Annotated in this window: 16 protein-coding genes; 11 read left to right on the forward strand and 5 right to left on the reverse strand. The window is 65.2% G+C overall.

What is annotated here, in order from left to right:
* Nucleotides 1–173: 173 nt before the first annotated feature.
* The 5 genes from NLR35_RS30630 to asnB all read left to right on the forward strand — a co-directional run bounded on the left by NLR35_RS30630 (nt 174) and on the right by asnB (nt 7,207).
* A complete protein-coding gene (locus NLR35_RS30630) occupies nt 174–1,673 on the forward strand; it encodes a lipopolysaccharide biosynthesis protein (protein WP_257170270.1) in 1,500 nt (499 codons plus the stop codon).
* 108 nt (nt 1,674–1,781) lie between these two features.
* Nucleotides 1,782–3,107, forward strand: a complete 1,326-nt coding sequence (locus NLR35_RS30635; RefSeq protein ID WP_257170329.1) for a glycosyltransferase family 4 protein — start codon at nt 1,782–1,784, stop codon at nt 3,105–3,107.
* Nucleotides 3,107–4,165 (forward strand): Gfo/Idh/MocA family protein, encoded by a 1,059-nt coding sequence (locus tag NLR35_RS30640; protein WP_257170271.1) that lies wholly within the window; start codon nt 3,107–3,109, stop codon nt 4,163–4,165. The genes NLR35_RS30635 and NLR35_RS30640 overlap by 1 nt, the downstream gene beginning before the upstream one ends.
* Entirely contained in the window at nt 4,162–5,205 is a 1,044-nt protein-coding gene (locus NLR35_RS30645; RefSeq protein WP_257170272.1) for an NAD(P)-dependent oxidoreductase, read from the forward strand. Before NLR35_RS30640 ends, NLR35_RS30645 begins: the two co-directional genes overlap by 4 nt.
* A 61-nt stretch (nt 5,206–5,266) precedes the next feature.
* Nucleotides 5,267–7,207 (forward strand): asparagine synthase (glutamine-hydrolyzing), encoded by a 1,941-nt coding sequence (gene asnB / locus NLR35_RS30650; RefSeq protein ID WP_257170273.1) that lies wholly within the window; start codon nt 5,267–5,269, stop codon nt 7,205–7,207.
* Nucleotides 7,208–7,218: 11 nt separating this feature from the next.
* Here asnB and NLR35_RS30655 read toward each other — a convergent pair whose 3' ends face one another.
* Nucleotides 7,219–8,460 (reverse strand): acyltransferase, encoded by a 1,242-nt coding sequence (locus NLR35_RS30655; RefSeq protein ID WP_257170274.1) that lies wholly within the window; start codon nt 8,458–8,460, stop codon nt 7,219–7,221.
* A 74-nt stretch (nt 8,461–8,534) separates the two neighbouring features.
* Nucleotides 8,535–9,485, reverse strand: a complete 951-nt coding sequence (locus tag NLR35_RS30660; protein ID WP_257170275.1) for a glycosyltransferase — start codon at nt 9,483–9,485, stop codon at nt 8,535–8,537.
* Between NLR35_RS30660 and NLR35_RS30665 the strand changes: the two genes are divergently transcribed.
* Complete coding sequence (locus NLR35_RS30665; RefSeq protein WP_257170276.1) at nt 9,476–11,641, forward strand: glycosyl hydrolase family 28-related protein; 2,166 nt, start codon at nt 9,476–9,478, stop codon at nt 11,639–11,641. The genes NLR35_RS30660 and NLR35_RS30665 overlap by 10 nt on opposite strands.
* Nucleotides 11,642–11,656: 15 nt before the next feature.
* On the opposite strand, the gene NLR35_RS30670 is transcribed toward NLR35_RS30665, so the two are convergent.
* On the reverse strand, nt 11,657–13,027 hold the full coding sequence (locus NLR35_RS30670; RefSeq protein ID WP_257170277.1) for an O-antigen ligase: 1,371 nt from the start codon (nt 13,025–13,027) through the stop codon (nt 11,657–11,659).
* Between the two features lie 323 nt (nt 13,028–13,350).
* On the opposite strand from NLR35_RS30670, the gene NLR35_RS30675 reads away from it, so the two are divergent.
* From NLR35_RS30675 to NLR35_RS30685, 3 genes are all read left to right on the forward strand, one after another.
* Nucleotides 13,351–14,565 carry a WecB/TagA/CpsF family glycosyltransferase gene (locus NLR35_RS30675; RefSeq protein ID WP_257170278.1) on the forward strand — a complete coding sequence of 405 codons (1,215 nt, stop codon included), beginning with the start codon at nt 13,351–13,353 and terminating at the stop codon, nt 14,563–14,565.
* Nucleotides 14,566–14,631: 66 nt separating this feature from the next.
* Nucleotides 14,632–15,663, forward strand: a complete 1,032-nt coding sequence (opgC, locus tag NLR35_RS30680; RefSeq protein ID WP_257170279.1) for an OpgC domain-containing protein — start codon at nt 14,632–14,634, stop codon at nt 15,661–15,663.
* Between the two features lie 121 nt (nt 15,664–15,784).
* Nucleotides 15,785–16,045, forward strand: coding sequence for a hypothetical protein (locus tag NLR35_RS30685; protein ID WP_257170330.1), 261 nt, complete (start codon nt 15,785–15,787; stop codon nt 16,043–16,045).
* 57 nt (nt 16,046–16,102) lie between these two features.
* On the opposite strand, the gene NLR35_RS30690 is transcribed toward NLR35_RS30685, so the two are convergent.
* Both NLR35_RS30690 and NLR35_RS30695 read right to left on the reverse strand, forming a co-directional pair.
* Nucleotides 16,103–18,460: a polysaccharide biosynthesis tyrosine autokinase gene (locus NLR35_RS30690; protein WP_306577812.1), complete on the reverse strand. Its 2,358-nt coding sequence runs from the start codon at nt 18,458–18,460 to the stop codon at nt 16,103–16,105.
* A 1,083-nt stretch (nt 18,461–19,543) separates the two neighbouring features.
* Nucleotides 19,544–20,176 (reverse strand): RraA family protein, encoded by a 633-nt coding sequence (locus NLR35_RS30695; protein ID WP_257170281.1) that lies wholly within the window; start codon nt 20,174–20,176, stop codon nt 19,544–19,546.
* A gap of 126 nt (nt 20,177–20,302) precedes the next feature.
* Here NLR35_RS30695 and NLR35_RS30700 point away from each other — a divergent pair, with 126 nt between their 5' ends.
* Nucleotides 20,303–21,202, forward strand: coding sequence for a LysR family transcriptional regulator (locus NLR35_RS30700; RefSeq protein WP_257170282.1), 900 nt, complete (start codon nt 20,303–20,305; stop codon nt 21,200–21,202).
* A gap of 133 nt (nt 21,203–21,335) precedes the next feature.
* A complete protein-coding gene (locus NLR35_RS30705; protein ID WP_257170283.1) occupies nt 21,336–22,244 on the forward strand; it encodes an amino acid ABC transporter substrate-binding protein in 909 nt (302 codons plus the stop codon).
* Nucleotides 22,245–22,291 lie beyond the last annotated feature (47 nt).

The raw sequence follows: 22,291 nt of genomic DNA on the forward strand, positions 1-22,291 counted from the left end.
ATCCTTTTCTCCGCCACAATGGACCGTCATCGGTCCTGTATTGCTGCGGTTCCGACCGACGTGATGATTTCGAAAAAACCGCCGTTTGGTGCCGGATGTTTCCTGCCGGCGACCGGTCCCTGCGACAGCGCAGCCGTTGGCGTACCTCGATGATTGAAGGTGATTGACCTCATATGTCGGAAGCCGTCGCCGCCTATTTCGAAGAGCATCGGGAATCGAGCGATCTCGGCCGCCGCGCCCTGCGCGGCGGCATCGTGTCCATCGTCATTCAGTACGGCAATGCCGCGCTCCAGATCGTCGCCGCCATCGTGCTGGCCCGGCTGCTTGCGCCGGAGGATTTCGGGCTCGTTGCCATCGTTACCGTGCTGACGAGCTTCGCGCCGCTCCTGATCGATTTCGGCCTGCTCGATGCGACCGCGCAGCGAAGCCGGGTGACGCCCGCCCAGGTCAGCGGACTGTTCTGGGTCAGCGCCGGCATCGGCATGGCCGTTGCCGTGATCGTCGCGGTGTGCAGCCCGCTGATTGCCTGGATCTACGATGATCCACGGCTGCTGCCGATCTCGCTCTGCATCGCCGTCACCTTCGTGCTGGCGGGGCTGACCAATCAGCACATGGCGCTGCTGCGGCGGACGATGCAGTTCGGCCGCATCGGCCGGATTCAGCTGTTCGGCACTTTCGTCGGAACGATCGTGGCGATCGCGGCCGCGATGGCAGGCTACGGCTATTGGGCGCTGGTGCTTCGTCCGGTGACGAGCGCGATCTGCGTCGTCATCGGCACGTGGTTGGCCTGTCCGTGGCGTCCGGGGACGCCGGTGTTCGACGACGAGGTAAAGTCGATGGTGCGGTTCGGGCTGCACGTCGTCGGCTTCACAGTGGCCTACACGCTGTCGCGGGCCGTGGACCGGATTGCGCTCGGTCTGCTCTACCGGCCGGATCAGGTCGGCTACTACCAGAACGCGATGAACCTGTACGACAATTCGATCTATGCGGCGCTCAATCAGACGCATGCCGTCGGAAGCTCGGCGCTGAGCAAGCTGCAGGCGAACCCCGCCGTGCTGCGCCAGAAATATGAGGCGGCGCTGTCGATCCTCGCCTTCTTCCTGATGCCGGCGGCGGCGATCCTGTCCGTCACGGCCGAGGACCTGACCGTCGTCCTGCTCGGACAGAAATGGCAGGCGGCCGGTGCGCTGCTGAGCATCATGGCGCTCCGCGGCATCTCGCATGTCGTCGAAGGCTCGCAAGGTTGGCTGCATCTGTCGCTCGGGCGGGCGGACCGCTGGCAGACCTGGGGGGTCATCTCTCTCGTGGCGCAGGTCGTAGCGGTGCTGGCGGGGCTGCCCTTCGGGCCGGTCGGCGTCGCCTGGGGCGTCGTCATCGGCTATTCGCTGATCGCCTTGCCGTCGGTGATGTATGCCGGCCGGCCGATCGATATCGGCGCGGCGCTGGTGATCCGGGCGGTGGGTCCACAGACGATCGGTGCTCTCGCAACGGTGGCTGCCGGATGGTGGCTGCAGGCGACGCTGCTTGCCGGTGTCCCGGCGCTGATCCGCATGGTGCTGTCGGGCGGATTCTGCGCGTGTGTCTATCTGGCGATCGTCGTCGGTGTGTTCCGCCATGTCGGACCGTTGCGGATCGCAGGTACGATCATCCAGGATCTGATGAGGAAGCGGTGACGGCCGGCCGCAAGGACGCGGAGCAAGGCCAACAGGACGGATCAGATAATGATCGCCAAAAATTAAATAAGATATATAAGGGAGCGTAATTTAATAATTTAAATGAGCATGACCCGCGATACCCCAGCCTCGGATGTCTTGGACCCTGCGCCGCCGGCGCAGGGCAATCTCCGGCGTTGCCGGGGCGGTGTCGGGAACCCGCGGCGCCTCAGCATCTTGAGCGTCTCGCATATGCCCGCAAGTCCGCCGCGGTTCGGGGCGCAGGCGCGCATGCACGGGCTGATGACGCAACTGGCGCGCCGTCACGATCTCACTGCCGTAGCGCTGGTGGACGACGCTTTCGACATCGATGAATGCCAGCACGCCATGCAGGCCTATTGTCGCGACGTCGTACTGGTGCGCAACCCGCTTGGTCGTGACGGGCTGGCCAAGCGCCTGCTGCAACTCCGCTCGCTGGCGTCGTCCTGGAGCTTCGACCGCCTGCGCGTCGCGCTGCCGGAGTTGCAGCGCGTGCTGGACAAGCTGCTGCAGGCGACGCGCTTCGACATCGTCAATCTCGAGTTTCCCTATCTCGGTCATTGCCTGTTGAAGCAAGCGCCGGCGGGCGAGATGCCGCCGCGGCTGATCGTGGATTCGCATGAGATCGCCTACGATCTGGCGCGTCAGTTCGCGGCCACGGGTGCGAGTCTCGGCCGCCGGCTCTATGCCGGGGCGAACTGGCGCAAGCTGCGGCGCGAGGAGCTCGCGATCTACGGGCAGGCCGACGGCGTCTACCTCTGCAGCATCGATGACGAGGCGCGCCTGCGTCAGGACCTTCCGCATGTTCGCACGGCGGTGATCCCCAACGCTGCCGACATCGACTTCTATCAGCCGCGCCGCACGGATCCCAAGCCCGATGGACGCACCGTGGTGTATTTCGGATTGCTGTCGACGGTGCCGAACATCGACGCGGTCACGCATTTCGTCCAGGACGTCTGGCCTCTGATCGCCGCGAGACATCCCGACGCACGCTGTAAGATCATTGGTGGCCGGCCGCCGTCGTCGCTGCTTGCGCTTGCAGGCGCGCAGATCGAGTTCACCGGCTTCGTGCCGGATCTCCGGCCGCATCTCGCCGAAGCCGCGGCCGTGGTCGTGCCGCTGCGGCTCGGCGGCGGCACGCGGCTGAAGATCGTGGAGGCCATGGCGATGGGCAAGGCGATCGTCTCGACCAGCCTCGGCGCCGAAGGGATCGAGGCGGTGCCCGGGCGCGACATCCTGATCGAGAACGAGCCTGTCGCCTTCGCCGGCGCCGTGAGCCGGCTGCTCGCGGAGCCGGCGTTTGCGGCCGGCATTGGTCATGCGGCGCGGCAGATGGCGGTCGAGAAATACGCCTGGAGCGCGGCGGCACGGGCGCTGGAAGAGTTTTATCTCGAGATCCTGGAGACAACCGCGTGATGAAGGCCGCGCTCATCGGTGCCGGGCAGATCGCCCGCCAGCATCTCGCCTGTGTCAACACCCTCCCTGGCGTCCAGCTTGCCGCCATCTGCGATCTGTCGCCGGCGACGGCCGAGGCCGCGGCCGAGCGCTACGCCATCCCGTCCTGGTTCACCGATCACCGTACGATGCTCGAGACGGTGCGGCCCGACGTCGTGCATGTCACGACGCCGCCGACCTCGCATTTCCGGCTGGCGATCGATGCGCTCCAGGCCGGCGCACATGTCATCGTCGAGAAGCCGGCGACCTCGACTTTCGAGGAGCTCCAGACCCTGACGCTGCGGGCCAGACAGGTCGGCCGCCATGTCGTCGAGGACTACAACTACGTCTTCAACCGGGCGCCGCAGGAGATCCTGCGCCGTATCGAGACAGGCGAGTTCGGAGCCGTCACCCATGTCGATGTCCTGATCTGCCTCGACATCCTCGGTCCCGACGGTTTTGCCGATCCGAACGCGCCGCATCCGGCGCTCAATCTCGCTGGTGGCGCCATCGCCGACTTCCTGCCGCATCTCGCCTCGCTGGCGCACGCTTTTGTCGGCCCGCACCGCAGCGCGCAGACCGTCTGGAGCAAGCGCAAGCCATCGCTGCTGCCCTTCGACGAGTTTCGCTGCGTGGTCGAAGCCGAACGCGGCACCGCGACGCTCGGCTTCAGCGCCAGCGCGCAGCCGGACGCGTTCTGGCTGCGGGTCTATGGCGAGCGGATGCAGGCGACGGCCAATCTGTTCGAGACGCGGCTCACCTTCGATGGCCCGCGCAGCGTGCCGAAGCCGCTGCGCCCGTTCTTCAGCGGGTTGGAGGAGGGGAGCGACATCCGCCGTGCCGCGCTGTCGACCCTGCTGCGCAAGTTCAAAGGCCCCGGCGCCTATGAGGGGCTGTGGGAGTTCCTCGCGCTCACCTATCAGGCGCTCGGTTCGGGGGCGCCGCTGCCGATTACCGCAGAGGACGTTCTCGCGGTCAATCGAATGGTCGAGGCGATGAAGCCCACGGAGCGGGTTGCGATCAAGGAGCTGGCGATATGAAGGCCCTCGTCACCGGCGCCAACGGTTTTCTCGGCCGTCACGTGGTGAACGCGCTGCTCGCGCGGGGCATCGCCGTCCGCGCCATGGTGCGTCCCGCAACTCGTGTGGAGCCGCTGGGCTGGCCGGCCTCGGTCGATATCGTCAGGGCGGATCTGCGCACCTCGCGCGAGCTCGCAAGCGCCTTCGACGATGTCGACGTGCTGATCCACCTGGCTGCCGTGGTGTCCGGTGGCGAGGACGCGCAGTTCGCCGGTACGGTCGGCGGAACGGAACGGCTACTCGAGGCGATGGCGAGCAGTGGCTGTCGCCGGCTCGTGCTGTGCAGCAGCTTCTCCGTCTATGACTACACGGCAACGCGCGATGTCCTCGATGAGACGGCGCCGCTGCAACAGACGCCGGATGTCTATAGCCGCGGCGGCTACACCGTCGCCAAGTGGTGGCAGGAGCGGGTGACGCGCCGTTTTGCCGAGACGCATGGCTGGGATCTCACCGTGCTTCGCCCTGGCTTCATCTGGGGGCGGGATCACGGTTATCTCGCCGCGCTCGGCCAGCAGATCGGGCGGCATCACGTCGTGATCGGCCCGTTGACCCGCATCCCGATGACCCATGTCGAGAATTGCGCCGATGTTTTCGCGCTGGCGGCTGCGGATCCGCGTGCGAAGGGGCACACGCTGAATATCGTCGATGGTCCCGGCGAGCGCGTCTGGACCTATCTGTCCGACTACATCAGCGGCACCGGCAAGCGCGGCTTCCGGCTGCCGATTCCGCATTGGCTTGCCAGCGCGGCGGTGCGGTTGGCGTTCGTGACGGTGTTCAGGCGGGCGACGAAGGTCCCTGCGATCCTGACGCCCAAGAAGTTCGACGCGATGCTCAAGCCGCTGCGCTTCGACAATCGCAGGCTGAGGGAGACGCTCGGTTGGACGCCGCCGCTCGACTACCAGCAATGTCTCGCGCGTACTTACGGCCCTTCGCCGGCGCCGGCCGAGGCGCTGGCGTCGTGGTCGTCAGGCACCGCGGCCTCCACGTCAGCGCAGCGATGATCCCTGCAAGACGAAGATCGTTCGTGGCATTGACCTCGCATATGGCAGGTGAGTTGCTCTGATGTGTGGCATCGCCGGGATCATCGGCCGCGTCGACGACGACAATCGTGCAGCGCTGCAGCGGATGAACGACGCGATGCTTCATCGCGGCCCGGACGCTGGGGGAACGTGGACGTCCGAGCCGGACGAGCGCGGTTGGGGTGCGCTGCTGGCGCATCGCCGGCTTGCGATCCTCGATCTGTCGCCTGCCGGTGTGCAGCCGATGACGGACCCTGTCACCGGTCACGTCATCGTCTTCAATGGCGAGATCTACAACTTTGCTGATCTGCGGCAGCGGCTGATCGGGGAGGGCCAGCAATTCAGCTCGACCGGCGACACCGCGGTGATGTTGCGTGCGCTCGGCCTGCATGGGCCGGAGGCGGTAAGCTGGCTGCGCGGCATGTTCGCGTTCGCCTGCTGGGACCCAAATGCCCGCCGGCTGCTGCTCGCCCGGGATCCCCTCGGCATCAAGCCGCTTTATGTCGCGCGCCCGGCGAATCCGGATGCCGGCTGGTCGCTGGCCTTCGCATCCGAGCTGCGCGCGCTGCTGGCCTCGGGCCTTCTCGGCAAGCCGCAGCTCGATCCGCAGGCGGTGGCGAGCGCCGTCTGGAACGGTTTTGTCGCCGGTCCCGGCACCGCCGTGAAAGGCGTCGCGCTGTTGTCTCCTGGCCATCTGACGGCTTTCGATGGCGCCGGCAATGTCATCCGCGACGAGGACTATTGGACGATCCCCGGCCATGCGCCGGAGCAGGCGATGGAGGAGGACGAACTTGCCGCCGTGCTGGAGGAAACGCTGCGGCTGCATCTCGCCAGCGACGTGCCGCTGGCGGTCTTCCTGTCCGGCGGCATCGATTCCTCGGTCATGGCCAATCTGGCGCAGCGTGCCGCGAAACATCCGATCCACACCTTCACGCTCGCCTTCGAGGAGCAGGAGCTCAACGAGGGGCCGATCGCGCGGCGCATTGCCGACGCCATCGGCACCGCGCATCACGAGGTGGTGCTGACCGAGCAGCATTTCGTCGGGAATCTCGAGGCTGCGCTCGACAGCCTGGATCAGCCGACCTTCGACGGCTTGAACGCCTACTACATGTCGCACGCCATTCGCGGCGCAGGCTTCACGGTGGCGTTGTCAGGCACCGGCGGTGACGAGCTGTTCGGCGGCTACACCTCGTTCCGCGATCTTCCGGTCATGCGGCAATGGTCGCAGCGCACGGGAATGGTGCCGCCGGGCTTGAAGGTCGTAGCCGCCGCGCTGGCCGCGCGGATGCTGTCGCCCTCGCGTGGCGCGGTTGCGTCGCAGACCCGATGGGCCAAGCTTCCAGAGATGGTCCGTCGCGGCGATGATCTTCTGGCGCTGTATCAGATGGCCTACGCGCTGTTCCTGCCCGATTTTCAGCGCGAGCTGCTCGCGCCGGATCTGGTCGCGACCCTGAGCGACGGCCTGTCGGCGCCGATGCGGACAAAGATCACCGCGGAGACGCGCGCGCGCACGCCACTGTCGGCGATCAGCGTCATGGAGCAGCGCCTGTTCCTCGGCGAGCGGCTGCTGCGCGACAATGACGTGGCGAGCATGGCAGCCTCACTGGAGCAGCGTGTGCCGTTGGTCGATCAGGTGCTGTTCGAAGCCGTGGATCGGCTGCCCGACGAGGCCCGCTATCAGCCGCTGCGCAGCAAGGCGATGCTCAGGCGGATCGGCTTGCGGGGGCTCGATCTGACGCTGTTCGACCGGCCGAAGAGCGGCTTCGTGCTGCCGATGGATCGCTGGATCCGGCGCGGCTTGCAGGACGCGATGGACCGGACGCTGCGTGATCCGGAGGCGATCGCGCCCGTCGGCCTGAATCCGGCCGCTGTCGCGCGGCTCTGGCAGGCTTTTCTCGCCGGCGCGCCCGGCATCTATTGGTCGCGCGTGTGGTCGATCTACGTGTTCGTCCGCTGGTGCCACCGCCACCGCGTTTTTCGGTGACGGACCAGGTCTCAGGCTTCAGCTTCCGCGAAATTGCCAGCCGATACGGGCGAGGTTCTCCGTTCGCTTTCCGCGGGCGAAGGCCGGGCCGACGCCGGCCTCAACCTGTGCCTGAGCTCTCTGAAATATGGCTCGACGAACCGCTCGATCGCGGCGGCATAGAGGATCGAGATCAGCAGAGCGAGCGGAAAGAGAAGGTAGGGTTTGGCTGCAATGGTCGGAAAGGTCTTGTCGATCGCCCTGATGACCACGTTGTGGATCAGATAGATCGCGTAGGAATAGGTGCCGAGCGTCATTACCCAGGAGCGATTGAGAGGACGAAACAGCGGTGCGTCGGCGAAGCGCACGGCAAAGTAGAACAGCGGCATCAGGGCGAGACCCTGGAGGCTGTAGCGGGCCGTCTCTCGAAAGGCAGGATCACGGTAGACCAGGGTCAATAGCAGCACGGCGGCGGCGCTCAGCAGCAGCACCCATTGCGCGGCTGACATGGTTGCCGTGGGTGACCGCTGGCGCGCCGGGTTGATGACGAGCGCGAGAATGCAGCCAAAGGCGATCGAATCGATGCGGGTGTCCGAGGCGTAATAGGTCCGGTCGGAGAAGAAGCCGGGAGCATGGACGAGATGGATGCGCCAGGCGAGAACGGCCAGGCAGAGCGCGCCGAGCAACAATCCGATGGTCCGCGGTCGCAATGCCGCGCCGAGCAACCCAATCATCAGCAGGGGATAGATGATATAGAAATGCTCCTCGACCGCGAGCGACCATAGAATGCCGGTGCCGTCGGGGACGGTGTTGCCGGGGTCGAAGAACAGGCCGTAGTAGTTGGCGAAGTACAGCAACTGGGCGGCCAATCCCTTCCAGGTGATCCCACCGTCGAGCAGGCCAGCGGAGGTGAGGCCGTAGGCGATCGCCAAGGTGATCAGCAGCGGCGGCATCAGCCTGAACGCGCGGCGCGCGTAGAATTTCGAGATCGCCAGCGTGCCGGTCCGCTCATGCTCGGACAGCATGAGGGTGGTGATCAGGAAGCCGCTCAGAAAGAAGAAGACGGTGACGCCGAAGCCGCCGGGAATCTGCGCCTGGAGCCCGGAATGGCCGAGGACGACAATCAGCACCGATAATGCGCGGATGCCGTCCAGCGATGGGATCGTGACGGACATGCCGGCCTGCGCCTGTGCAAGGGTGTGCCCGTCGCTGCTCTCGAGAGGCGAGGCGGCGGAGGCGGCGCGAAGCGGGCTCAATTCGAGAATATTGGCCATGATGTCCGGAAAATTCGGAGATGGATTTCAGCTTCGCGGATGTCCAATCGACACCGCCGCCATCGTGGGTCTGATCACCTGGTCTCGGTCAGGGGATGCGTGGCCTGCCACAGCGCTGCGCGCTCGGCATTGATCCGCGCCGTGGCCGCCCGCTTGCCGAGGCGCAGGCAGGCGCGCTGATAGGTGCGCAGGAAATGCCGGAATTCGAGATCGTCGTAGCGCGGCAGCCCCTTCAGCCAGCTCCGGAAGTAACCCCACAGCATCGCCATGCTGCCGATCAGGGCGGGATAGGCCGGCAGGTGATAGACGGCGACCGCGAGGTGGTAGAGCGGCGACGTGCCCATGAAATACTGACCGAAGCCCTTGCGCAGCCGGCCGGTCCAGATGCCCTTGTGACTGGCGCCCTGCGGCCGCAGATGGATGAAGCGCAGCTCCTCGCTGTCGATGCTCTCCGCGATCCAGCCCAGCATGCGGCAGCGGTGGCAGTCGATGCCGTCCCACATCACCTGGCGCACGAAGCCGCCGATCTCCTGGAAGCAGGCGACACGATAGAATTTGGTCATGCCGACCGACATCTCGTCGCCGCAGATCTCCGGCTCCAGCGCGCCGGTCTGCGGATGGACGAACCACGGCTTGCCCGAGGTGGTTCCGACCCGCGGATCCGCCTCCATCCGCTCCATCAGCAGCTCGAAATAGCGCGCGGGCAGATCGAGGTCCATGTCGAGCTTGCAGACATAGTCGAAATCCTCGAGACGCACCGTGTCGAGCCCGGCATAGAAGGCCTCGATGACGCCCGGCCCGACCTTGCGTCCGCCGCGGTCGGCGCGCCGCACGACGCGCAGATAGGGCAGGCGCTGCGCGTATTCGTCGAGGATTTGCGGCGTGTCGTCGCTGGATCCGTCGTCCACGACGATCCACAGCGCGGGAGGCACCGATTGCGCTGCCACGCTGTCGAGCGTCCGGCGAAGATAATCTGCCTCGTCCCGGCACGGCGAGATCAGCAGGTAGCGGCGCGATGGCGTCACGTCTCAATTCCTCCGTCGAAAGCCGCGGCGACCGGCCGGCTTTCAATAAATTAAATAACGATTTAATATTATGTCGCTGCGCGTGTCAAAATCATGGTGATTTTAAATCGGCGCGGCCTCGGCAGACTGCGCTGAGCCTGCCGACGCGGAGGAAGGCTGGTGGCATGGGCGTCATGAACAGAACAGCTCTCGGCGCGGCGTTCCTGGCGGCGCTGGCGATCTCCCACCCGGCCGGCTGCCGGGCCGACGCCGCGGAGCCGGCGACGCCATCGCTGCCGGCAGGATCGGTCGCGACATTGTTGCCGGCAGATCGAGCGGTCGCTTGGACGCCGGGCCTGATGTCAGCAGGCGGAATTCCGAGCCGCACCGTGATCTATCGAACGTTGTCACCCGGCGGCGCCGACGACACCGCCGCGATCCAGGCGGCGCTCAACGCCGCGCCGATCGGGCAGGTGGTGATGCTCGGACCGGGCACGTTCATTCTCGGCGAGCCGCTATTGATCAATCGACCAGTGACGCTGCGCGGCTCAGGTGCGGGTGTGACCAAGCTCGTCAAGCCAAACGGCGCAAGGATGAGAACGTCTGCGATCATCGCCGGCACCAGTGGGATTCTTGCGCCGGTCGATCCGAGCTCGTACGCCTATGATCCCAAGCCCGTCATCATCATCGGTCCATCCCGATGGAATAACGGCCCCGACAGCACCGCCTCGCGGAGCTTGGCGGCCGATGGCAGCCAGGGGGCGACGAGCGTTACGCTGGCCACTGCCGCGCAGCTGCGGCCGGGTGACATCGTCCTGCTCGACGAAGTCTCCGGCGCGTCGTGGCAGGCGACGCCATCCGGCTTTCCGTCGAACGCCAGAGTTTGGCAAGGCGACCGGGTCGCTTGGAACATGCACAATCCGGTGCAGCCGGGCGACGACAATGGCGCGGCGAATGCCTCGGGTCCATATGATCAGATGCCGGGCGTGCTGCCGAAATCGATGTCGTGGTTCGCGCGGACCGACCGGGCGACCTCGGAGATCAAGGAGATCGCATCGGTCTCAGGAGCCACGGTGACGTTCACCTCGCCGCTGACGATCAGTTACCGCACCAGCCACCAGGCTCAGCTCACCCCGTACAGCACCGATCCGAACAGCGCCGGCCACGCGGCCAACAACCGCGACATCCATGTCGCCCATGTGGGCGTGGAGGATCTCACCATCGTCGGCGGCGCGGATGGAGCACTGAGGTTCGAGACCGCGGCCTATTCATGGGCCAAGGCGATCGAGGTCACGCAGTGGCTCGGCGAGGGCGTGGCGATCAACAATTCGTTCAGGGTCGAGCTGCGCGACTCCTACATTCACGCAGGCTCATGGCCTCAGCCCGGCGGCGCCGGATATGCGCTCAGCCTTGCCTGGGGGTCGTCTGAGGTCCTGATCGAGAACAATATCCTCGTCGACGTCTGCAAGACCATGGTGTTCCGCTCGTCCGGCGCCGGCAGCGTCGTCGGTTACAACTACGCCGACGATTCGTTCGATTTCGACAATCCCGGCTGGGTCGAGGTCGGGATCAACGCGTCGCACATGGCGGGCTCGCACCACGTCCTGTTCGAGGGCAACCTGTCCCACAACGCCGACAGCGACTTTACGCACGGCAACGCCATCTACCTGACCTTCTTCCGCAATCATCTGACCGGCCAGCGCCAGCGCTTCGTCGATCGTTCCGGCGTCCGCGCTGTCGGCCTCGCTTATGGATCGTGGTGGGATTCCTTTGTCGGCAATGTGCTGGGCCAATCCGGCCGCATGAGGGGGTGGAGCTATGATGATCCCTCGATGGTCGCCAATACGGCACGCTGGGGGCAGGGGGGAGCGGGCAACATCTGGATGCTTGGCTACGATCCGGAGCGATGGACGATGGCGCCGGATCCGAAGACGCTGGCGACGGTTATCCGCGGTGGCAATTTCGATTATCTCACCAACAGGATTGTCTGGACTGAGGGGCTGCAAGCGCGGCCTTTGCCGCCTTCGTTGTATCTCAGCGCAAAGCCCGCGTTCTTCGGCGATCTCTCCTGGCCCTGGGTCGATCCGGCCGGCAATACCAAGCTGCATACGCTGCCGGCCAAGGCGCGGCTCGATGCGGGCACACCGTTCGCGGTAGCGCCAGCGACGTCACGATAGCCCGCCAGGGACGGTTCAACAGCGGACGCCGAGTCGCGGCTTCCACAGTGGGCGTGCGCGAGCGAAACGGGCAGAGCGCCCGCTTGCCGGTTGCCGGCCGGGCATCGTGAGCGGCGACTGCCGCCAATAGCGCGCGGCTTCCACGGTCACGAGCACGAACACGACCCAGGACACGTCGAAGGCGCGCAGCCATAGCGTTTCGAGAAAATTGTAGGACATGACGAACAAGGCGACCGACAGCAGGATCCATGCGCGCCTGTAGTCATGGTCCATCACGCGGCCGATGACGTGAACGGTCGTTGCGAGGAATACGATGAGGAAGGCGAAGCCGACATAGCCGAGCTCCAGCATGGCGTCATAATAGCCGTTGTGCGAGTTCGGCATGGCTTTCACCCAACCGGGTGCGTCCGTGATGCTCGGCGCATCCGCGCCGACGAGCCAGAAGCTCTGATACCCCCAGCCCAGCAGCGGCCGCTTCGCAATCTCCATTTCCGAGAAGGCCCAGATCGTCGTGCGGCCAGTGAAGCTGGAATCCCCGGTCAGCAGATAGGCGATGCGGCTCGTGGTGAAGCCGGCGAGCTCGCCGAACACGAAATAGCCGAGGATGAGAGCCGCGAGGATCAGGACCGGAGCAAGCCGGAATGTCCTGGAGACCAGGAGCGTCAGCAGGGCGAGGACGGGGGCCACGAGGGCGAGGCCGAGCGCCGTCTTCGAACTCGAGAGGAAGATCAGGACGACCGCGGCGATCGCCACGACGATGCCAAGGGCGCGACGAAAGCCCGGGTGCAGCAGTTCGTGAACCGACAGCAGAAAAGCGATCGCCGCGAACTCGCCGAGCAGGTTCTTGCCCGAGAAATAGCCCTGGTAGCCGATGTCGACGACCGCGGAGCCGTATTGCGCATAGGTCGCATAGCCGCCGGGGATCAGCGCGACGTTGAGGATCACGCCAGCCGCGAAACAGAGAAATGCGCCGCGCAGGATGTCGGCGCGCGGATTCGACAACAAGGCTGGCAGCACGACGGCCATCAGCACCATCGCCTCCTGCACGAAGCGGACGAAGGCGAATTCCGGCTTGAACGCCCAGGCGATGCTGGCGCCGGCGAAAGCAAAATAGGCGCAGAGGCTGACGATGTTCGGGGGAACGACGAGGCGGCCGCCGCGCGCCAGCCGGTGAGCCGCAACGATCATGGCAACGGCCGCCAGCGCCGGCCAGAAGATTCGGTTTTCGACGCGGCTTTCCAGCAGGCCTTGAAGTCCCGGCGACGGTGGGAACATGAAATAGATCAGCGGCTGAATGAGCGCGGAGTAGGCGAAGGCCAGCACCGGGATCAGCGCGAAGATGTCGAAGCCCGCCCCGCGAGCACGGGGTGAAACAGCCGCTGTCAATGTCGTCGCCTGGACTCTGGGCATTGGCGCTCTGTTTTCAAACCATCGGAATCGAACGTCCGGCACGCTGCGTAGCGGCAGCCGAATAATCATGGTCTGGATCCCGAATTAAATAAAGACATTTCATGAGATGGGGCGAGTCTTGCTGCTAGCCCGTCGAAAATATGCTTTGTCATTCACAATTAAACCATATTAAATGGATCGGATGATTTAAAATTAAATGATGGTTTGGGGCCGCCGTCTTCAGGCAGGGCGATGGCGAGGCCGGGATCCCCCCGGCACGGCATCCTCGTGCAGCAAGGCGGATTGAGGGAGAGCGGTCGATGCTGACCACGCAGGACTTGCAGGAGGCGGGGCGCTCCTCCTACCGCGTGGACCGCGTCCGCGCGGGTCGAGGCTGGTCCGAGGTCGAGACGCCGACGGCCGATTCTGCTGTTCCCGACGACCTGGCGCGGGATGTCTATTGTGTCCTCGGTGTGCCGGTCGACGCCATCGGCATGCGCGGTGTTCTGCGCCGTATCCGCGACGCCGCCCGCCGCAAGACCCGCTATCTGATCTCCACGCCAAATCTCAATTTCCTGGTGGCGAGCCAGTCCGACCGGAGCTTCAGGGAGTCGCTCATCTTGAGCGACCTCTGCACTGTCGACGGCATGCCGGTGGTCTGGATCGCCCGGTTGGTCGGGATTCCGATCAAGAGCCGCACGGCCGGCGCAGACATTTTCGATGCACTGAAGTCGGATGAGGGGTCGGCGAGCGCGCTGAATCTGTTTCTGTTCGGAGGCCCGCAAGGGGCCGCCGAACTGGCTGCGCGGCGGCTGAACAGCCAGCCCAGCGGACTGCGATGCGTCGGCTGGTCGAACCCCGGCTACTGCTCCGCCGAGGAAATGAGCCGGGATCACATCATCAATGAGATCAATGCCAGCGGTGCGGATTTTCTGGTTGCGTCCCTGAGCAGTCAGAAGGGGCAGTCCTGGCTTCAGCGCAATCATGAGCGCCTCGAGATTCCCGTTCGTGCCCATCTCGGGGCTGCGCTGAATTTCCAGGCCGGTACGGTGGCGCGGGCGCCGGAGATCCTGCGCCGGCTCGGCCTGGAGTGGCTGTGGCGCATCAAGGAGGAGCCGTATCTCTGGCGACGCTACTGGCATGACGGCACGGCGATGCTGCGCCTCGTGGTCACCCACGTGCTGCCCTTCGTGTTCTGGGCCTGGTGGATGCGGCGGACGCATGAGCGGGGAGAGGCGCTGACGATCACCCAGGACTACGGTACGCGGGCGGTCACGCTGAGCCTGTCGGGCCCCGCGGATGCGCGTCATGTCGACCGCGCCATTCCGGTCTTCCGGGCCGCGGTTGCTGCCCGCAAGCCGGTGACGCTCGACTTTTCCAATGTCTGCGCCATCGATGCGCGCTTCCTCGGGCTGCTGTTGATGTTGAGGAAGCAGTTGGCCGCGAACGGGTCCGGCGCTGCCTTCGTCGGCGTCTCCCCGCTGCTGGCGAGGATCTTCCATTTCGGCGGCCTGGATCTCCATGACCGCCCTTGAACCATCCCGGCGATCCGCGCGTTCCTTCGCGCCGTCGTGCCCCGATTGCCGTAGCGGAGACGAGCGGTGAGCGCGGCAGGACAGACACGGCGCGAGGTGCTGATCGACTTCTACCGAAGCTGCTCGATGCTGTTCGTGTTCTATCACCACACTGCAAACGTGTTTCCCGACTCCGTCGATCTGTTCACGAAGTTCAATCCCTTTGCGGAACTGTTCGTCGTGATCTCTGGCTTCATGGTCGGCTACGTCTACCTGCACAAGGATCACTACGGGGAGCTCGTCAGCCGCGGGCTGAAAGTTCTCGCCGCTTACTTCGTGATCTCGGTCCCGGTTGCCATCGGCATGGCCGTCCTGGGCAAGAAGCGCGAGCCGGTTGGGCAGGCGATCTTCGACGTGATCACGTTCCAGTCCGAGCCGACCAGCATCACCATCCTCAAATTCTACGGGATGATGTTCCTGCTGCTGCCGCTGATCCTGCCGCTGTTCAAGCGCAACAGGGCGCTCGTGCTCGCGGTGTCGGCGGCCATCTTTGTGGTCTGCACCTGGTTCGCGAGTACCGAGGCCGGCGGGCTCGAGAACCCGGCCGCGATCCTGTTGCTGTTCTCGCTGCAGATGCAGCTGTTCCTGATGATCGGGACCTGGCTCGGAGACCTCCATCGCCGCGGCCGCCTGATCGGCCGGCCGTTCTACATGGCGATGGCGGCTGTCTTCGTCTTCGGGGTGCTGCTCGACGGGTGGCTGGGCTTTCCGAGCAATGGCGAGAAGTATCCGTACCGGTTCGACAAGCTCATCAACCTGTTGTGGACCCTGCCGCTGCTGATGGCGCTGCTGTGGGCCATGTTCGCGCGCACCAGGCGGTCGCCGGCGGTGTCGCTGGTGCTCAATGTCGGCCAGAACTCGCTGATCGCGTTCCTGGGGTCGGAGGTCGTTCGCCAGTCGGTCAAGCTGGCGCTCCTGATCGGGGGAATTCACCCGCAGGTGCTCGGCCAGACCCTGGTGGGCCTCGTCGACGTCATCGTGGTCACGGTCGCGCTCTGGCTCTACAGCACGCATTGGCGGCATCAGGCCCCGTTGCTGCAACCGCAGGGTGGCCGGTAGCGGCGTTTTCCGCGGTGCGGTGTTGCTCCCATGCGCTTGTTCGAATCTCCCGCAGCGGCTTAGCTCATCGCTAACCAATCGCCGCTAGCCTCTCGCCGACGCCGAGGAGGCATGAACATTGATGTGGGTGATCGCGCTTCATTTTGCAGCGGGAGCAGTGGCCGGAGCGATCTTCAAGGTTCGCACGCTGCTGGCGCTCGTCGCGATCAGCTTCGCGGAGTTCATCGCCGTCTCGATCCTGAGCGGCCTCTCCGCGGCACTGCCCTGGATCGGTGGTCTCGTCGCCGTCCAGGTCGGCTATCTCCTCGGCATCTCTCTGCGCGGCGTGCTGGAGCGCGCCGGCATCGCGCATCCCTCCATCCGTCCCGAGCATCAGCGTTGAGCCTCGGGCGGACCGCCGCTACGGCGGACGCCGCGCGGCGGCGTGCCTCACCCGGATCTACTCCGCCATGACGCTCCCGTAGCGGGCGTAGTATTTGTGGTTGTAGTAGTCGCCGAAATGATCGGCATAACGCTTCAGCGCCTTCATGTCGGTCTTGTTCAGCACCACGCCGAGCAGCGCGTCGTAGACGTTCGGCGCCGTGTTCAGGGCATGCTCGACCACGTCCGCCGGCGTCCGCCCCCATTCCACCACGAGGACGAAGCTGTCGAGCAGCCCGGAGATGGCGCGGGCATCGACCACGGGAGCAAGCGGCGGCAGATCGACGATGACGTAGTCATAGCTGTCCCGCAACTGCTCGAACAACCTGCGCATCTGCTCGTTGGCGAGAATGTCGCTGCTGCCGCTCGCGGCACCCTTGGCCGGCAGGAACTGCAACCGCGTCACCGGATCGGTCCACAGCGCGTCCTCGAGCGGGCGCGCGCCGGTCACGACGTCGACGACGCCGGCGCAGGCATGCGGCGCCAGCATGGCGGACAACGACGGATTCCTGAGGTCGCAATCGACGACGATGACCCGCTTGCCCGAGCTGGCGAACAACTGGGCGAGCGAGGCGGCGATCACGGACTTGCCCTCGTCGGGCAGCGCCGAGGTGAGACCGAAGACCTTGCGCGAGCTGCGGCTCGGATCCTGCTCGATGGCGACCTTCAGCGAACGGATCGATTCCGCGAAACGTGAGGATGGCATGGCAGAGGCCGCCCAGCAGGTCCCCGGACCACGCGTCACCAGGCGCTGGCCGTCGTCCGCCGGCGTCGTAGCGGGCAGCTTGAGAGCCGCTTCCCGGGTGACCCTGTCGACATCAGCGAGATTGAGCAGAGGCACGACCGAAAGACAGGGCAGGCGCAGCCGATCTTCGACCTGATTGGTCGTGCGGAAGCTGCGATCCTTGAATTCCCGCAGCAGCCCCAGCCCTCCGCCGAGCGCGAGGCCGCCGAACAGGCCGATGCCCAGCAGCACGATCGACTTCGGCTTGCTCTTCTTCTTGGGCGGGGTCGCAGCGGAAATCACCCGCGCCTTCGCAATCGGAAACGAACCCTGCTGGACCGAGCCCATGTAGCGCTGCAGGAAGGTGTCGTAGAGGGCGCGATATCCCTTGGCGCTGGTCTCGAGCTCCCGGATGCTGACCTCGGCGGCCCTGGTGTCCTGCGACCGTGCCACGGCCTGCGCGAGCTGCTTTTCGATCTCCTGCTGCTGCTGCTTGGCCTCCGCATAATCGTGCCGGGCAACGTCGGCGAGGCGTCGCACTTCGTCGAGAATGGCCTGGCGGATGCTCTTCATCGTGGCGCGGATGTTGACGACGGCCTGATGATCATTGCCGAACTTGGCGGCGTACTCGTATTCCCGCTTCGCATTGTCGAGATATTGCTGGCGCAGGCTGTTGATGATCTGTGTGCTGTTCGAATTGCTGAGAGACAGGCCGTCGGGCGGATTGAGATTGCCGCTCAGCTCGGCCGGAGAGAAGTCCGAGACCGAAGCAAAGCTGTCGATCGGCTTGTCGGAACCGCTGGACGCCAGCATCTCGTCGAACCGGTTCAGCCTGGTCATCAGCGAGGCTGCGTGCGTCCGGGCGGCGACCAGGCGATTGGTCAGTTCGGTGACCTGCTGCTGGTCCATGAACCGGCCGTCGGCGGAGATGATGTTGTGCCGGCTCTTCAGGTCGTTCACGGCGCGTTCGGCCGCCGTGGCGTCGTTGCCGAGATCCTGCAGGCGTTCGTGCAGCCAGGCGGTGACGGTCCGGTGCTCGTTGGCTTCCGCCTTCACCTGCTGGTCGAAATACTCCTTGACGATGGCGTTGGCGATCATCGCGGCGCGCTGCGGATCGCTGGCACTGTAGTCGACTTCGACGACCGTGCTGGTGCCGATCCGGAATGCGTTCATCCGGCGCTGGAATTCGTCGAGCAGATCGTCCATCGACGGCGTCACCGGCTCCGGTGCCGCGCCGGACAGCCGGCGCATGGCGTCCACGACGCCGTGCAGCGGACTCGCCTTGCCGCTGTAATCGGGATCATCGGCGAGGTTCAGCTTGGTGATGACGGCGGTTGCGATCGACTTGGATTTCAGGATCTCGATCTGGGATTCCATGTCGAGCGGCGGGTCGTCCTGCGCCGGTTGGGGCTGCAGGACCGGCGGCTTCGCGCTGCCGAGCATGATCTTTACGTCAGCCGAAAAGGTCGGGGGGATCATCTTCAGGACGGCGAAGCTGGCTGCGAGCGACGCGGCGGCGGTGATCGCGATCACCAGATAGCGCCGCCGCAGGAAGCCCAGCGCGAGGTCGAACGGGCCGGGACCGGCGCGCTCCCAGCCCTGGTCCTGCTGGGATGTGAAGGCCACCGTGCTAGCGTTTGGGTTGTGCAGCATGTTCGTGAAGCTTCATCAGTTGCGCTTCGGAGGTCGGAGCCGTCCGGGGGCCTGCCAAAACAAGGATTTGATTGTCTGAGACTTTAAATGATCGATCGGGCGCGTGATTTAATTTATATTAAATCCAATTTTGCCCAGCAAGTGGCGTTTTAAAATTAAATAACGTGTGTGACGAGAGCGTGAGGCGCGGGCTGATGCGGATCGGGACGCGTTGGCGGAGGTTCATTGGGGGTGGGCGCCGGACCATGTGGCCGGGGTGGCCGGGCAGGCGGGATGGTCCGTCTGATCTCATGACTGCTCCGCTCTTGTGCCGGCGGCGTGGCATTGCGGCCTCGCGGCGCCGTTGCGTCCGAGCTGTCCAGGTCGTTTCGCCCTTGCAAACAGAGGGCGCGGGGAATGCCGGGCGCTGGCCGCACCCATGGCCCGCCTGCAGAAAAAAAGCAGGCGGCAGTCACCACAGGTTCAGCCGAGACATCCCGGCATTCCCCGCGCGATGGTTTTAGCGGCTTATACGTCATCTCCCCGGGGACCGGCTCTCTTGCCCCCGTCACCCGCGCAACGCGAAAGCGTTGTCGCGAACTTGGCCTCGGCGTCGGGAGACCAGGACCCTACGATTTCGCCGGCGCATCAGGCCCGTTCGTCCGCATGACCCATGGCCATGCTGCGCGCCGATACGCCCACCGCATCCCACCCCGCGCGTCGTGACGATCGCGATGCGCCCCTCTTGGCGAGGCGGGACGAGGGCATACAAGCACAAATTCGTATAAGACGAAATACATTTATTTCTGGCGAGACGACTGGACAGAGGTCATGTGACTGTGATGACGGACGAAATTAGTTTTTCGGCGCCCGGCTCTGGATTGCGCGGCGGGTGCAGGCGGGAGCCTGCGGCGTGCGTGAGAGACGCGGCGTGGGGACGTGAGTCGCCCGTCGGGCAGGTGTGCGGTCGATGGTCGGTCGGCGAGGCCGTCGCGGCGCGGCGGCGGGCCGGCCTGACGCATTGCGCATGCCGATGGTGCGATCCGCCGAGCTTGGAGGGGCATGCGGTCCCTCGGGTCAGGCACCCAAGCTCGCCGCCGGCGGCTACCTGCCGTAGGCCCCCTGGTAACGGCCGGCACGGATGCTCGCCAGAATCTCCGCCTCCCGCTGCTCCTGCGCGCGCGCCGACTCGAGCAGCAGCGAAGCGCGCTGGGGCGCGAAGGCAACGACGCCGTCGGCATCGCCCACCACGACGTCGCCCGGCGCAACCACAAGGCCGCCGATGGAGACCGGCTCGTTGATTGCGCCCGGTCCGTTCTTGTAGGGACCCCGATGATTGGCGGCGCGAGCGAACACCGGAAACGGTGACGACATCAGCACACCGGAGTCGCGAATGGCGCCGTCGAGCACGATGCCGGCCGCGCCGCGTTGCTCGGCGATCGCGGCGATGATCTCGCCGACGAGCGCGCGCGTCTCGTCGCCGCCTCCATTGATGACGAGCACCTGACCGGGCTTGATCACATCGAGCGCGCGATGGACGAACAGGTTGTCTCCCGGCGCGGTGTTGACCGTGAGCGCGGTTCCGGCCATCGCCTGTCCCGTATAGAACGGCTTCAGGCCGGCCGCGCCCGGCAAACGCTCGAGGTTGTCGCTGATCACCGCCGTCGGGATCTGTCTGAAGGCCGCGATCAGCCCGGGATCGACCGCCGCAATCGGCGCCCGCTCGTTCTCACTCATTGTCGCTCTCCTCCTCGATCACCAGGCTTGCCGTCGGATGGCTGCACAGGCAGCGGTGTAGGACTCGCGCCAAATTCAGAAAACAGATAAATGACGATGTCATATCATCGCTTTTGAGAATGTCTCATGATCACGCTGAAGCAGCTCGAGGCTCTGCATTGGATCGCGGAGCTCGGTACGTTCGAGCGCGCCGCGGTGAAGCTCAACACGACGCAATCTGCGATCTCCAAGCGTGTCCAGGAGCTCGAAGCGTCGGCGCGCGTTCCGCTGTTCGACCGCAGCCAGCGCGGCGCGCGCCTGACCGAACGGGGCGAGGAAATCCTCGCTTTGGGCCGCCAGATGCTGACGCTGCAGGAGCAGATCCTCGCATTGAGGGACGGGCGGCAGCCCCCAGCGCGCCGGCTGCGTCTCGGCGCGACGGAGCTGTCGGCGCTGACCTGGTTGCCGCGCCTGGTCTCCGCCATCCGGGAGGAGCATCCGGCCGTGGTGATCGAGCCTGAGGTGGAGACCACCCGCACGCTCTACGATCGCCTGATGGACGGCAGTGTGGACCTGATCGTGATTCCGGAGGTGTTTTCCGACCCGGATGTGACCTCGGTCAGGCTCGCCGAGGTGCAGAACGTCTGGACCGCGCGCCCCGGTCTGGTTCGGTCGCGTCGCCGTCTCGGATTCGAGGAGCTCGGGGAGTACACCCTCCTGATGCAGGGGCGCCGTTCCGGGCAGGGGCTCTACATCAATCGATGGCTGACGGCGAACGGCGTCGCCTTCAAGCGTGCGATTACGATCGACAATCTCACCGCTCTCGTCGGTCTCGCCGTGGCCGGCCTCGGAATCAGCTACCTTCCGCAACGTTGCTTCCGGCCCCTCTTTGCCGAGGGAAAGTTGTCCGTCGTGCCGGTGAGCCCGGCGCTTCCCGCCGTGCCGTATTCGGCGATGTATCGCAACGACAGGCCGTCGGCGCTGACGGCCGTCGTGGCCGAACTGGCGCGCAGGACCTGCGACTTCAGCCGCCAGCTACAGGGCTAGACGTTCGGGATCCAAAAGACATCACTTTTTGGAATGAACGCGGGAGCGTTTTTATCCCTTTTCATCGCGGTCGGCCGAAGCGAGGCTGCGGCCCGCTGCGGTATGCAGGGAATGACGACGAGGAGAGGCTTCGATGCGCCGATGGGGATGCGTCCTGACACTGGTTCTGGCGGCGAATGCCGCCTGCGCCGAGGAGCTGAGCGGGACGCTGCAGAAGATCAAGGAAACCGGCCGGATCGCGGTCGCCTTCCAGGAGTCCGCGGTGCCCTTCAGCTATCTCGACGGCAACCAGAAGCCGGTCGGCTACGCGCTCGACATCTGCGCGCGGATTGCCGACGCCGTGAAGCGGGAGCTCGGGCTGCCCAACCTCGTGGTCGAGACCGTTCCGGTTACCTCGTCCACCCGCATTCCGCTGATGACCAACGGCACCATTGACCTTCTGTGCGCCTCCACCACCAACAACGCGGAGCGCCAGAAGCTCGTCACCTTCACCAACACGCATTTTCTGAGCGCGACGCGCTTCGCCGCCAAGGCATCGAGCTCGCTGCGGCGGATCGACGATTTGAAGGGCAAGACGGCCGTTGCGATCGCCGGGTCGACCAACATCGCGCAATTGAACAAGGTCAATGTCGAGCGCAAGCTCGGCGTCACCATCGTTCCGGCCAAGGACCAGGCCGAGGCTTTCCTGATGCTCGAGACCGATCGGGCCCAGGCCTATGTGCTCGACGACGTCCAGCTTGCGGTCGCGATCGCCCGCTCCAAGGAGCCGGCGGCCTACGTCATCAGCGAGGATGCTTTCTCGAAGGCCGAGCCATTCGGCATCATGCTGCGCAAGGATGATGCCCCGTTCAAGGCCGTCGCCGACCGCGTCACGGCCGAGCTGTATCAGAGCCCGGAGATCGAAAAGCTCTACAAGACGTGGTTCGAATCGCCGGTGCCGCCGACCGGGACCAATTTCAACTATCCGATGCCGGCCGCGTTGCGGGCTGCATTCAAGAAGCCCAGCAGCAGTCCCGATCCGGATGCCTATGCAGCCGAATGAGGCGACGGATCGCGTCGGGTGATCCGGCCGGCGGTGACAATTCTCGT

The organism is Bradyrhizobium sp. SRS-191 (assembly GCF_024586915.1).
Taxonomy (GTDB): domain Bacteria; phylum Pseudomonadota; class Alphaproteobacteria; order Rhizobiales; family Xanthobacteraceae; genus Bradyrhizobium.

Bases quoted from the DNA above. Each gene is read 5' to 3' on its own strand.
- asnB (WP_257170273.1), top strand. From the start codon at position 5,267: ATGTGTGGCATCGCCGGGATCATCGGCCGCGTCGACGACGACAATCGT.
- NLR35_RS30685 (WP_257170330.1), top strand. From the start codon at position 15,785: ATGTGGGTGATCGCGCTTCATTTTGCAGCGGGAGCAGTGGCCGGAGCG.
- NLR35_RS30635 (WP_257170329.1), top strand. From the start codon at position 1,782: ATGACCCGCGATACCCCAGCCTCGGATGTCTTGGACCCTGCGCCGCCG.
- NLR35_RS30640 (WP_257170271.1), top strand. From the start codon at position 3,107: ATGAAGGCCGCGCTCATCGGTGCCGGGCAGATCGCCCGCCAGCATCTC.
- NLR35_RS30705 (WP_257170283.1), top strand. From the start codon at position 21,336: ATGCGCCGATGGGGATGCGTCCTGACACTGGTTCTGGCGGCGAATGCC.
- NLR35_RS30675 (WP_257170278.1), top strand. From the start codon at position 13,351: ATGCTGACCACGCAGGACTTGCAGGAGGCGGGGCGCTCCTCCTACCGC.
- NLR35_RS30655 (WP_257170274.1), bottom strand. From the start codon at position 8,460: ATGGCCAATATTCTCGAATTGAGCCCGCTTCGCGCCGCCTCCGCCGCC.
- NLR35_RS30630 (WP_257170270.1), top strand. From the start codon at position 174: ATGTCGGAAGCCGTCGCCGCCTATTTCGAAGAGCATCGGGAATCGAGC.
- NLR35_RS30700 (WP_257170282.1), top strand. From the start codon at position 20,303: ATGATCACGCTGAAGCAGCTCGAGGCTCTGCATTGGATCGCGGAGCTC.
- NLR35_RS30665 (WP_257170276.1), top strand. From the start codon at position 9,476: ATGGCGTCACGTCTCAATTCCTCCGTCGAAAGCCGCGGCGACCGGCCG.
- NLR35_RS30690 (WP_306577812.1), bottom strand. From the start codon at position 18,460: ATGCTGCACAACCCAAACGCTAGCACGGTGGCCTTCACATCCCAGCAG.
- NLR35_RS30645 (WP_257170272.1), top strand. From the start codon at position 4,162: ATGAAGGCCCTCGTCACCGGCGCCAACGGTTTTCTCGGCCGTCACGTG.
- NLR35_RS30695 (WP_257170281.1), bottom strand. From the start codon at position 20,176: ATGAGTGAGAACGAGCGGGCGCCGATTGCGGCGGTCGATCCCGGGCTG.